Source organism: Seonamhaeicola sp. MEBiC01930 (assembly GCF_045277075.1).
Taxonomy (GTDB): Bacteria; Bacteroidota; Bacteroidia; order Flavobacteriales; family Flavobacteriaceae; genus Seonamhaeicola.
The window spans coordinates 266,276-279,063 of record NZ_CP104270.1 but is presented as its reverse complement, the minus strand read 5'-3'; the positions used below and the strand labels follow the sequence as shown (position 1 = coordinate 279,063).

Below are 12,788 nucleotides of genomic sequence, written 5' to 3'. Positions count from 1 at the left end.
CATAATTTAATAACTTTGTATTAACTTTATTATACAAGTAATTTTATGACCCAACGCATTGAAGATAAACTTGACAAGATCCCGGTTTTAAATGTCTTGGTGCGGTTTTTAAAAAAGATTAAACTTCCAGGTTTAGAGGGGTTATCATTTTACGATTTACTTGAATTGTACGTTATTGGGGTTGTTAAAGGAGCATTAACTACAAGGGCAAGTGCTATAGCTTTTAGTTTTTTTATGGCTTTGTTTCCTTTTTTGTTATTCGTTCTTTTCATTATTCCATATATTCCCTTGGAAGGTTTTAAGACCGATTTTTTAGGGTTTTTAGAGTCGTTTTTACCTCCTAATACTTCTGATTTTTTTGTTCATAATATTTTTGAGAATATAGATCAATCTCAGAGAGGAGGATTATTGTCAACGGTTTTTGTGTTATCTATAGCATTAATGGCAAATGGAGTAAATGCTGTGTTTTCAGGATTTGAACATTCTTATCATGAGCAACTGACTAGGAATGTATTTAAGCAATATATGTATGCCCTTGGAATAGCATTAATTTTGGCTTTTCTTTTAATAATTACAATAGCTTTTTTAGGGTATTTTCAAATATATATAGTGCAAGAACTTTTGGAGGTTCTAGATGTAGATTCACAAAATGTTTTTTGGGCTAATTTTGCGCAATATTTCTTTTTTGTTGTTATGGTATACCTTGCTACGGCAACTTTGTATTATTTTGGTACGCATGAGGGGAAGCATTCCAAGTTCTTTTCGGTAGGCGCACTTTTCACCACATTTCTTGTTATGCTATCGTCTTATTTATTTGGAATTTATATTGAAAACTTCGGACAGTACAATAAACTTTATGGGTCTATTGGTGCCTTGCTTATTCTGTTGTTTTATTTGTGGTTAAACGCAAATATTTTATTGTTGGGATATGAATTAAATGCCTCATTAAACAAGCTTAGAAAAAGGTTTTAAGCTATGGAGTATTTTATTGATGTAATTCTTCCAATTCCACTTCAAAAATTGTTTACATATAGTATTACTTCGGCAGAGGTAAAATTTTTAAAGGTTGGAATGCGTGTGTCTGTTCCATTTGGGAAATCCAAGATATATACTGGATTAGTTTTTAAAATTCATATGGAAGCCCCAGTTGTTTATGAAGCTAAAGAGATTCATCAAATTTTAGATGAGAGGCCAATAGTAAATGATCTTCAGCTTGAGCTTTGGAAATGGATTTCCAGTTATTATATGTGTACATTGGGAGATGTGATGAGAGCGGCTTTACCAAGTGCTTTTATTTTAGAAAGTGAAACGGTTGTAACAAAAGGTGGTTTTAAGGAAATTGATGAATCTGGTTTACAAGATGATGAGTTTTTAATTTATGAAGCTTTACATCACCAATCCTCGTTGAAGATTCATGATGTTTCTAATATTCTTGATAAAAAAAACGTACTTCCAGTAATTAAAAGACTTATTGAAAAGGGGGCGATTACTGTTGAAGAAGAAGTTTATGAAAAGTATAAGCCTAAATTAGTTAGGTATGTGAAATTGCATTCTAATTTTTCTTCTGATGAGGCTTTGCAAAGTTTATTTGAACAACTCGGTAGGGCACCAAAACAACGTGATGTTGTCATGACATTGTTTTCAATATCTGCCAGTACAAAAAAGCCTGTAAAGGTATCTAGTTTATCAAGCGAGAGCGGAGCGTCTTCTCAAATTATAAAAACTTTAATAAATAAAAATGTCTTAGAGGAATATTTTATTCAAACCGATAGAGTACAATATGATGGTGATGATAATGAAGCTTCAAAACAATTAAATGAGCATCAGGAAATTGCCTTAAAAGAAGTACAAGCGTCTTTTGAAACCAATAATGTTACACTTTTACATGGTGTTACATCTTCAGGCAAAACAGAAATTTATGTAAAGCTTATAGAGGAAGTGATTAAGAAAGAAAAACAAGTGTTATACCTGTTGCCAGAAATAGCTTTAACAACTCAGTTGGTTACTAGGCTTCAAAATTACTTTGGAGAGCAGGTAGCTATATTTCATTCTAAATACTCCGTAAATGAACGTGTTGAGGTTTGGAATAACGTCTTATCTGTTTCCGCTAAAGCGAAAATAGTTTTAGGAGCTCGTTCTTCAATCTTTTTGCCTTTTAGTAATCTTGGATTAATTTTAGTGGATGAGGAGCATGAGCAGTCTTTTAAACAGTTTGACCCAGCGCCAAGATATCATGCGAGAGACACAGCTATTGTTTTGGCTGGGTTTCATAAAGCTAATACCTTATTAGGTTCAGCAACCCCAAGCCTAGAGAGTTATTTCAATGCAAAACAAAGTAAATATGGTTTTGTTGAATTAATGCATCGGTATAACAACGTGCTAATGCCAGATATTGAATTAATTGACATAAAGGACAAACATAAGCGCAAACGAATGCAGGGGCATTTTAGTGATAGGCTTATTGAAGAAATTACTGAAGTTTTGAAAGAAGGCAAACAAGTAATATTGTTTCAAAATAGGAGAGGGTTTTCACCGATTGTAGAATGTAATACCTGCGGACATTCTCCACAATGCCCAAATTGTGATGTGAGTTTAACCTATCACCAATATAGAAATCAGTTACGGTGCCATTATTGTGGCTATGTAAAAGCTATGATACAAGATTGTGAGGCCTGTGGAAGTCAAGATATAGATAGTAAAGGTTTTGGTACAGAGCAAATAGAAGAAGAAGTTAAATTGTTATTTACTGAAGCTAAAGTAGCAAGAATGGATTTAGATACTACAAGAGGTAAGTATGGTTATGAAAAAATAATAACGGCTTTAGAGCAGCAGGAAATAGATATTTTGGTAGGTACTCAAATGCTTACCAAAGGTTTAGATTTTAGAAATGTAAAATTAGTGGGTATAATGAATGCTGACAATATGTTAAATTTTCCTGATTTTAGAGCACATGAACGTAGTTTTCAGCTGATGGTACAAGTGTCTGGTAGGGCAGGTAGAACTGAGGAAAGAGGGAAGGTGCTAATTCAAACATATAACCCGTATCATAATATATTGCAACAAGTGTCTACCAATAATTATGTAGATATGTTCAGTGAACAGATGAACGACCGCTATAATTTTAAATATCCGCCAATTTATAAGCAGATAAAGATAACCTTAAAACATAAAGATTACAATAGGGTTGAGTCTGCTTCAATTTGGTTAGGAAGATCTTTAAGGCAGGTGTTTGGAGATTTAATATTAGGACCAGAATCACCGCCTATTTCTAGAATAAGAAATCAGTTTCACAAGAATATTTTGGTTAAAATTCCTAAAAAACAATCTTTAGCAAAAACAAAAGAAGCTATCATTAAAATAAATAATAGCTTCTCTAGTATAAAAGATTTTCGGTCGGTTAAAGTAATCTTGAATGTTGATAACTTTTAGTGAAAATATTCTTTTTAAATATTATTTAAAGCATCCACCAATTGTGTCTTTTTGTTTCTGCTTAAAGGAATTTCATAAGCACCCACTTCAACATTTTTACTGTTAAATCTGTCAATCTTATCAAGATTCACAATATACGATTTGTGGATTCTTAAAAATTTACCTTCTGGTAATTCGGCTTCAAAAGCCTTCATTGTAGATAAAACTACTAAGCTTGTGTCTTCAGTAACTAGTTTTACGTAATCACCAAGAGCTTCAATCCATTTAATATCTTTAATATAAACCTTACGTTTTTTAAGGTTACTCTTTACAAAGATATGCTCACCTTCTTCTTCATTTTGGTTAAGCAATAATCGGTGTTGTTCTAAAGCTTTTTCAACTGAGGCATTAAAGCGCTCTCTTGTAATTGGTTTGTGCAAATAATCGGTAGCATCATAATTAAATGCTTTAAAAGCATATTCGGTTTTACCGGTTACAAAAATAATTTGAGGTTTTTTGTTTAATACGTCTAATAGTTCAAATCCATTTAGTACTGGCATTTCAATATCTAAAAAGATAAGATCTACTTGGTGCGTATTTAATCCATTTTTCGTTTCTAAAGCACTACTGTACTCCGCAATTAAGTTAAGAGAAGGGTGGTTCTCTACAAGCTTAACAATAGAGAGACGTTGTATTGCTGAATCGTCTACTACTACACAGTTTAAAGTCATAACATTTGTATTATTTCGGTTAAGATATCGACAATAGTACAAAAAATTACGTCAAAAACCAAAAAACATCGATAAACAACACGATTTAACAAAATTTTAACATTTGTAATACTGAGTAAATATAGTAAATAAATAGTTGTTTTATATGTATATAATAAGTATTTTTGCACCCAATTTTTAACAAATAAATAGATTTTTATGAATCATTATGAAACTGTTTTCATCTTAAATCCCGTTTTATCTGAAGATCAGATAAAGGAAACAGTAAAGAAATACGAAGATTTTCTTGTTTCTAACGGAGCTAAGATGGTAGCCAAAGAAGATTGGGGCTTAAAAAAATTAGCTTATCCAATTCAAAACAAGAAAAGTGGATTTTACCACTTATTTGAGTACACTGTTGCAGGTGAAGTAATTAATAACTTAGAAGTAGAGTTTAGACGTGATGAACGTTTTATGCGTTATTTAACGGTATCGTTAGACAAACACGCTATTTCTTGGGCTGAGAGAAGAAGAGAAAAACTTAAACAAAAAGCTTAATTATGTCATCAATAGAACAACAATCTAAAGGAAAAAAAGACGGAGAAATTAGATATTTAACTCCGCTTAATATTGAAACTAACAAGCAAAAGAAATATTGTCGTTTCAAAAAGTCTGGTATTAAGTACATTGATTACAAAGACCCAGATTTCTTATTAAAGTTTGTAAACGAACAAGGTAAAATTTTACCAAGACGTTTAACAGGAACTTCATTAAAGTATCAAAGAAAGGTGTCTGTTGCTGTAAAAAGAGCACGTCACTTAGCTTTAATGCCATATGTAGCAGATTTATTAAAGTAAAATACCGATAACAATGGAACTTATATTAAAACAAGACGTTGAGAATTTAGGATTTAAAGACGATGTTGTAACAGTTAAGAACGGTTACGGTAGAAACTTTTTAATTCCTACAGGGCAAGCTATTTTAGCAACTGTTTCTGCTAAAAAAGTATTAGCAGAAAACTTAAAGCAAAGAGCTTTTAAGGAAAAGAAAATAGTTGATGATGCCAATAAAATTGCTGAAGCTTTAAAGGCTTTAGAAATTAAGATAGCTTCTAAAGTTGGCGCAGGTGATAAATTATTTGGATCTGTAAATAATATAGATGTAGCAGCTGCTTTAGAAAAAGAAGGTCAAAATATAGATAAAAAATTCATCAATGTAATTGGTGGAAACGTAAAACGTTTAGGTAAATACAATGCTATTATACGTTTACATAGAGAAGTATCTGTAGAATTACCATTTGAAGTTATTGCTCAAGCAAAATAATTTCAAATTTTGAATATTTAAAAGCCGTTTAGAAATTTCTAGACGGTTTTTTTGTTATAATACAATTTGATATTAACATTATAGTTTAGTAAGATGAAGTATTCAAGACTTACAAAAGAACAATTTGAAGAGCTACACCAAGAATTTATAAATTTTCTAGCTACTCAACAAATAACAGAAGAAGAGTGGACCAATTTAAAGACAAATAAACCAGAATTGGCTGAAACAGAATTAGATGTTTTTAGTGATTTAATATGGGAAGGTGTTTTAAACAATGCCGAATATCTCGAGCATATTTCTGCACAACATATGTATTTGTTTAAATTAGGAGATATTGATATGCAGGCTATAGTTCTTAATGTTAAGAGTGATGTTGATATTACTACTACTGAAGGTTATAACTGGTTGCGTGAAAATTTAATGGATGAAAATGTTGAGTTTTTGCAAGCCAACAAAGACTATACGGAGGATAAGAATTTAGATAAGTTTAAAATGATAGAACAGGGTGCTGTTATTACAAAAGGCGATTTGTTTAATTATTTTAATAACTTGATAAATTAGTATGTCATTCATTCTAAAGCAGAAAAATATTTCAAATTAATCCGTTATTTTTGTATTTCTTGCATGAGTAAGAATATACTTTTAATTTTATTTAATGGCTCAAAAACCAAGTATACCGAAAGGAACAAGAGATTTTAACCCTGAACAAGTTGCAAAGCGTAATTATATTTTTAATACTATTCGTGGAGCTTTTGAAACTTTTGGGTTTCTACCTATTGAAACACCAAGTTTTGAAAACTCAAGTACTTTAATGGGAAAGTATGGCGAAGAAGGTGATCGATTGATTTTTAAGATTTTGAATTCTGGGGATTATCTAGCTAAAGCTAATGTTGAAGCTTATGATAGTAAGGATTCAAATGGGTTAACTTCTAGCATATCTGAAAAAGCGCTAAGATACGATTTAACGGTTCCTTTTGCGCGTTATGTGGTACAACATCAAAATGAGATAGAATTACCATTTAAACGATATCAAATTCAACCAGTTTGGAGAGCTGACAGACCACAAAAGGGCCGTTTTAGAGAGTTTTACCAGTGTGATGCTGATGTTGTTGGGAGCAAAAGTTTATGGCAAGAGGTTGAGTTTATACAATTGTATGATACTGTTTTTTCTGCTTTAAAACTAGAAGGGGTCACTGTAAAGATTAATAACCGAAAAATCTTGTCTGGAATTGCTGAGGTTATTGGTGCAAGTGATAAGTTAATTGATTTCACAGTTTCTCTTGATAAGCTTGATAAAATAGGAGAGGAGAAGGTAAAAGAAGAAATGCTGAGTAAAGGTATTTCTGAAGAAGGTATAGATAAATTACAACCTTTATTTACTTTGTCTGGTAGTTTTGAATCTCAAATAGAAAGTTTAAAATCTATTTTATCAACTTCAGAAGAAGGTTTAAAAGGAATAGAAGAGCTTGCATTTATTGATGCTGCTATTTCTGAGTTAGGGTTAACAACTGCTACCTTACAGTTAGATGTAACTCTGGCGCGTGGGTTAAATTATTATACAGGTGCTATTTTTGAAGTATCTGCTCCTGCAGAAGTTAAAATAGGTTCTATAGGTGGTGGCGGAAGATATGATGACTTAACAGGTATCTTCGGAATGAAAGATGTTAGCGGCGTTGGCATTAGCTTTGGATTAGACAGAATTTACCTTGTTCTAGAAGAATTGAATTTATTTCCAGAGGCTGTAAACAATAATGTTGAGGTGTTATTTATAAATTTTGGTGAAAAAGAAGCACTATTTAGTTTAAAAGCTATTATAGCTTTAAGGCAGGCTGGTGTTAATGCAGAATTATATCCTGATGCAACTAAAATGAAAAAACAAATGACACATGCCAACAAGCGTAATATTCCATATGTTGTTTTAGTAGGTGATGAGGAAATCAATTCTAATACATATACTCTAAAAAACATGGTAACTGGAGAACAGAATAAAGTAGAGTTGCCTGAATTGATTTCTTATATAAACTAGAAAAGAGCCCTATCGGGCTCTCTCCTTAAATTTAGAGTAGATTTGGGGCTACAACTAAATTTGACTAACTAAACTAACTATAAAAAAAACTAAACTATTTTATCTTAAAAATTATATTTTTTGAACTAGGTTGCTACTTTATATTTTTAATAGCTACTCAAATATATAAAAAAAAACCATTCAATCGACAAAATGACTAAAATATTCGATGAAATGCAGTATTTTGTGTAATTTCTAAGGTAATATTGGGTTTTATTTATTGGCTTTTCCCAAAATTTAGCTGTTTTTCAAGGAGTTTTTGGCGTTATTTTATTAGAACCTTCTTGGATATTTTAGAAAATTCAGTTTCTATATTTAATATATAATTACCAGTGGCAAATTGATTGGCTTTATATTTTATATAATTTTGTCTTGTGTAACCTGTTTCAAATTTAAATAGAGACTGTCCTAATAAATTCAACATTTCTATAGATTTTATAGCTGTAGACTTAGGGTTAAGAATAACAATACTATTAATCTTATTTGAAAAGTATACAAGTATAGGTATATTATCCTCCTCATTAGTGTTTAGGCTTAGAGAGTTAGAAAATCGAATATCAAACCTGTTTAAATATTCTCCTGCAGTCAAGAAAATTTCATACGCACTAGTTTTTAGGTTGTGTAATAAATCTAGTTCCTTATCATACAGGTAAACTTCCAAATCTGATGGGGCATTTTCAAGTGCATCTATTGAAATTTCGTTCATTCCATCATCTCTTGTATGAATGCCTAGTGGTAATATCGTACTTTCATTAATTTCATCAATGCCTTGCACCATGTATTTGTTGTTATTTATCAACCAATACATGTCGTCAAATTGTTCATCTTTAGAAATAGCATCATAACCCCAATCATAATGAATAGAACTATTCTCGTCAACCGTAGTTAATAATTGTCTGCGAATGGTATTTACTGAATAAAAACCTAACCTGATTTTTAATCTTGGATCTCCATTTATATTATTTTCAGCTATACTATTAGATTTATCGTTTTTTCCTGGTTTTACAAAGAGTGAATTAGAACCATCTTCTACTTGGAAAACGCGTTGACTATTTTTAAATTTTATAGTTCCAGTAGATTCAGCTTTAACAAAGAATCCTTGACCTACTGGTATATACCTACCGGGGGTTTTGGTAGGAATTCCTCCAGTACCGACATCTGGATGATTTGAACCCATGGACGCAGCAGGGACTCCTCCTGAGAGTGAATATGTTGCATATCCCCCCTGATACTCTGCTAATACATGCGAACCACCTCCCCAGTGCTCCCAAAAATATAATGTACCAGTGGTTGATCCTGTTCCTTCAACGGTATCTCCATTATCAATTATAAATTCATGGGCATCTATTGCAGATGGGTATGGGTTTCCAACTAAATAATCATTGTCTTCAGTAATTGTTAAATTAATTTCTCCGTTGTTGGGTTTTCCTTCTAAAATATAGGTTTGTTCCGAAGAAACTGATCCAGTTCCCGGGCCTTTCATTGTAAAACCTTCTCCTACTTGAAGGGTTCCAGTGCTTCTAACATGTTGCCAAGATGAATATTGACTGGGTTGATTACTAAATTTCCATATCCAATAATCAGCTAAAGTTAGAGGAGAATCACTTCCATCGTAACCCGAACTGGTGAATGTAACGTTAGTAAATATATCCGTTACTTTAAAAGCATTATTATTAGTAGAATTATTAGCTAGTCCTACTGGAGAAGACCAATAATTATAAGTATAGGTGTCTGCTGTACCTTGTTGGTCTCTTTCTAAAGTTCCTTCACTTGTAGCATCTAAAGTGCTTTCTGCTCCTTGGATAAGTTGAGATTCTCCTTCAAGATCAATTTTACCATCTAATTCCAAATACCAACTTACATTTAATGAAGAGTCACCTGAAACTTCCAAATTACTTCCGCTTTCTAGCAATATACCAACTGCAGAATGGTTAGAGCTAGTTTCCATATTTCCTCTTACTTTGATAATCGCACAATCTGAATGGGTGTTATTAATATCCCAAATGTCTCCATAAACCCAATTACTTGAATCACTCCAGTTTCCACTACATGAAACTTCTGTTGTAAATGGGAGTGGAGCTGTTTGCGCTTCAATAAGTTTTGAGTTATAAATTTTAGCTCCTGTGCCAACATCTACTGATGCGGTGGTTAAATCGTCAATAATATCATCTTTGTACGTGTCTAATCTGTAATAACGCTCTAAATATGACCAACTTAATGGGGTTGTTGTTTCCGTACCACTATCGAAATCAGTAATATCCAATGGAATTGTACTTCCTCTAACAATACCACTATTATCTTCAATTTCTTGATAAACCATTTTATGTAGTTCATTCTCAGATAACGCCTTATTAAATACTCTTACTTCATCAATATAGCCATGGAAATAGTTGCTATCAGTATCTGGTTGTCTGCCTATTGTAAAACTTGAGGTATCCGTATTAAAACCTCCTGAGCTAGGGCTAGATGTTTCTTCTAAATTTCCGTTAATGTATAGGTTAAAGTCGCCAGAAAGGCAATCACATTTAAATGTTGCAGCTACATGAACCCATTGATTTGTGGATAAAATGGTGGTATAGTTTAATGTATTTCCATCTGCATAAGCAGTAATGGTTTTGTCTGAATTTAATTGAAGATAAAATTCATCCTGACCTAAAATTATTTGTGTTCCTGTTGAAGCTGGATCAATTTTTATCCATGTCATGATAGAAGCTTCGTTCCAAGTATTGTCAATAACTGTAGTTTCGGCGGCATAATCATTTCTCCCGTCAAAATAGAGTTGTAGTTGTGTGTCTAAATCTCTAGGAGAGCCAAATAAAGCATCATCCGTATCAAATGAATCTACAATACCATCTTCATCAGTATCATTTGTATCGTCTATAATACCATCATCGTTAGCATCTAAACTAGCATAAAGTGTATTAGCAATATCATAATTTGTGCCATCTGAAGTTATATCAAGATAATCGGGCGTTCCATCGTTATCAGTATCTAAAACATAGTATTCCCATCCTGTACCTGTAGATCCTTGGTTGCTGTTTCCGTAGGCGGTGGCCATGGTGCCTCCTTCAAAGAAATCATAAAGGTCTAATATTCCATCAGTAAAATATTCTGGTGTTCCATCGGAATCCACATCAGTTTCCCTTACTGTATCTGTATCTGTACCATCTCCAACACCATCACCACTTATATCACCATCACCATTTTGATAATTGGCATCACCAGAATTTGTAGCTCCAGATTCATCTACATCAAATATAGAATCATTGTCGCTGTCTAAATCCAAAAAGTCTGGTGTACCATCACCATCAGAATCTGGTGCTGTATTACTCTCAACGGAGTCATGCATACCATTTGTGTTGGCATCAATCCATGAACCTACACCTGTTAATGTGGCTTTACCTTCGCTATAAGAACCTAAACCAGCTTCAACAACATCAGGGATACCGTCGTTATCACTATCTAAATCAAAAACATCGGCTACGCCATCGTCATCGGAATCACATAAGGTTTGCGAAATAGAAATATCATCAATAGCCAAATCGTTTCCCGTACCTCCTGTTTCGTTATTAATAAAGTATACGTAAAATTCACTTACACTAAATGTTAAATCTGCTGTAAATTGATGCCAGCTATTTGCTGGGTCGCCATTTATAGACGGAGGAATATCACCTGTTGTGATAGATGCAAGGAGGTTGTCGCTAGCATCTCTAAATTCTACTAAGATGTCTGGTCTTAACCTTGATCCAATTCCAGGAGCAGTAGTGGTGTCTAAGTTTAATACCCAGAAGCTATACGTTATAGGAATATTGGGTAAAGCACCTACTATAGTAGCTGTGTAAAATGTTCCTGGGTCATAGGAAGCGTTAAACATGGCCATTCTACCATCTGTGTCGCCAGAGGTATGGTCTTCCCCAGTATACCAGTAATCATCTGCCCAAGAAGCTACTTCTCCTATTGGAGTGTCATTTGTACTATCTCCATCAGCAGCCTTATAATAAACAACATATTGACCATCACTTAAGTTATTATTGCTTTGCGAAGCACAATCAGAGCCGCTGGTTGTTCCATCTTCATAACAGTAAGTAGTTTCGGCATCATATGTTGTATTAATAGTGGTTCTAGAAGTACCGGTACCAAAAGTCTCGTTTAGAAATTTGTAGTTTACAGTATTGGCTATACTTGAATTTTGACAAAAGGATTCTTCTTCAGAATCTAAAATGCCATCATTGTCATCATCAATATCTATATTATCATATACTCCGTCATTATCACTATCAAAGAAGTTTTGGACGGCATTTGCTTCTATTCTGAATAAATAGGTGCCTTCATCAGAATCATCATTATTAATTGTTATATCACAATTTTTAGTTCCAACACTGACAGAATTAAATGTTACCGTAAATGTAGTACTGTTGCTTGCAGCAACTGGTGAGGAATAAACGGTTCCTGTTATTGAAAAGTCAGTAGTGTTTGAGAGCGAAATACTAGAAATGTTTAAATCTACAGTTCCACTATTATTAATTGTAAAAGTTTTAGTTATTTGTGTACCTATATTTGCCGTTCCATAATCCGTATCATCTGCAGAAGAAGGAGTTGTGTCTCCATCAACAATTTCCACGCTATTCCCTTGAGTTTCAATTTCAGGCCCTGGCGGATAACCGGTTATAACTACATTATCTATATAAACATCATCAGAGTTATTACTAGCATCGCACCTAATTCTGAATTGAGAGTTTGAGGCAAAGGTATAAGTGCCAGAGTTAATGGTAATAGAATCGCTTTCAGCACTATTATTGCTAAAATCTGTACCACTAACATAAGTAACTAATGTTGACCAATTACTACCACCATCATCAGAATACTGTAACCAAAAGTCTTCTCCAGTTTCCATGCTAACCGTTTCATAGTCAAAGGCAAATTCAACACTGCCATAGCTGCTAATGTCAATATCATCGGTTGTCATTGAGGAAGCCGTTCCAGAGTTATCCTGGATATCTATCATGTATGTTCCATTAGGTGTAGAACTATTGGTTCTTGTACAATCGCCACCACCAGAATTCCAGATACCCCAGTCAGATTCAAAATCCTCACTGTCTAGTACGGTTTGCGAATATGTATTATAGTAAAAAGATATACTAAACACATATATAATTATCCCATATTTTGGAATAAGGTTTTTCATAAGTAGGTTTATATTTAGCTTGAGAACTAAATATTAAGTTTTAAAATTACACTTCAAAACCTATTGGATTGGGGTCTAATAGATTATCGAACGTTGA

Annotated in this window: 9 protein-coding genes; 7 read left to right on the top strand and 2 right to left on the bottom strand. The window is 33.1% G+C overall.

Annotated elements, in window-relative coordinates:
- Positions 1-45: 45 nt before the first annotated feature.
- Positions 46-972, top strand: a complete 927-nt coding sequence (locus N1F78_RS01375) for a YihY/virulence factor BrkB family protein (protein WP_406684408.1) — start codon at positions 46-48, stop codon at positions 970-972.
- A 3-nt stretch (positions 973-975) separates the two neighbouring features.
- Positions 976-3,429: a primosomal protein N' gene (gene priA, locus N1F78_RS01370; protein ID WP_406684407.1), complete on the top strand. Its 2,454-nt coding sequence runs from the start codon at positions 976-978 to the stop codon at positions 3,427-3,429.
- A gap of 14 nt (positions 3,430-3,443) precedes the next feature.
- On the opposite strand, the gene N1F78_RS01365 is transcribed toward priA, so the two are convergent.
- A complete protein-coding gene (locus N1F78_RS01365) occupies positions 3,444-4,139 on the bottom strand; it encodes a LytR/AlgR family response regulator transcription factor (RefSeq protein WP_406684406.1) in 696 nt (231 codons plus the stop codon).
- A gap of 198 nt (positions 4,140-4,337) precedes the next feature.
- On the opposite strand from N1F78_RS01365, the gene rpsF reads away from it, so the two are divergent.
- The 5 genes from rpsF (at position 4,338) to hisS (ending at position 7,467) form a co-directional block, all read left to right on the top strand.
- A complete protein-coding gene (gene rpsF, locus N1F78_RS01360; protein ID WP_406684405.1) occupies positions 4,338-4,676 on the top strand; it encodes a 30S ribosomal protein S6 in 339 nt (112 codons plus the stop codon).
- Between the two features lie 2 nt (positions 4,677-4,678).
- On the top strand, positions 4,679-4,975 hold the full coding sequence (gene rpsR / locus N1F78_RS01355; protein ID WP_019388303.1) for a 30S ribosomal protein S18: 297 nt from the start codon (positions 4,679-4,681) through the stop codon (positions 4,973-4,975).
- A 13-nt stretch (positions 4,976-4,988) separates the two neighbouring features.
- The gene (rplI, locus tag N1F78_RS01350; RefSeq protein WP_406684404.1) at positions 4,989-5,441 is read left to right on the top strand and encodes a 50S ribosomal protein L9; all 453 of its coding nucleotides are present in this window, start codon (positions 4,989-4,991) and stop codon (positions 5,439-5,441) included.
- Between the two features lie 93 nt (positions 5,442-5,534).
- Entirely contained in the window at positions 5,535-6,002 is a 468-nt protein-coding gene (locus N1F78_RS01345) for a DUF6495 family protein (protein ID WP_406684403.1), read from the top strand.
- A 94-nt stretch (positions 6,003-6,096) separates the two neighbouring features.
- Complete coding sequence (hisS, locus tag N1F78_RS01340; RefSeq protein WP_406684402.1) at positions 6,097-7,467, top strand: histidine--tRNA ligase; 1,371 nt, start codon at positions 6,097-6,099, stop codon at positions 7,465-7,467.
- A 304-nt stretch (positions 7,468-7,771) separates the two neighbouring features.
- Here hisS and N1F78_RS01335 read toward each other — a convergent pair whose 3' ends face one another.
- Complete coding sequence (locus N1F78_RS01335) at positions 7,772-12,691, bottom strand: LamG-like jellyroll fold domain-containing protein (protein ID WP_406684401.1); 4,920 nt, start codon at positions 12,689-12,691, stop codon at positions 7,772-7,774.
- Positions 12,692-12,788 lie beyond the last annotated feature (97 nt).

Excerpts from the sequence above, each read along its gene's own strand:
- N1F78_RS01375 (WP_406684408.1), top strand. The coding sequence starts at position 46 with ATGACCCAACGCATTGAAGATAAACTTGACAAGATCCCGGTTTTAAAT.
- priA (WP_406684407.1), top strand. The coding sequence starts at position 976 with ATGGAGTATTTTATTGATGTAATTCTTCCAATTCCACTTCAAAAATTG.
- N1F78_RS01365 (WP_406684406.1), bottom strand. The coding sequence starts at position 4,139 with ATGACTTTAAACTGTGTAGTAGTAGACGATTCAGCAATACAACGTCTC.
- rpsF (WP_406684405.1), top strand. The coding sequence starts at position 4,338 with ATGAATCATTATGAAACTGTTTTCATCTTAAATCCCGTTTTATCTGAA.
- rpsR (WP_019388303.1), top strand. The coding sequence starts at position 4,679 with ATGTCATCAATAGAACAACAATCTAAAGGAAAAAAAGACGGAGAAATT.
- rplI (WP_406684404.1), top strand. The coding sequence starts at position 4,989 with ATGGAACTTATATTAAAACAAGACGTTGAGAATTTAGGATTTAAAGAC.
- N1F78_RS01345 (WP_406684403.1), top strand. The coding sequence starts at position 5,535 with ATGAAGTATTCAAGACTTACAAAAGAACAATTTGAAGAGCTACACCAA.
- hisS (WP_406684402.1), top strand. The coding sequence starts at position 6,097 with ATGGCTCAAAAACCAAGTATACCGAAAGGAACAAGAGATTTTAACCCT.
- N1F78_RS01335 (WP_406684401.1), bottom strand. The coding sequence starts at position 12,691 with ATGAAAAACCTTATTCCAAAATATGGGATAATTATATATGTGTTTAGT.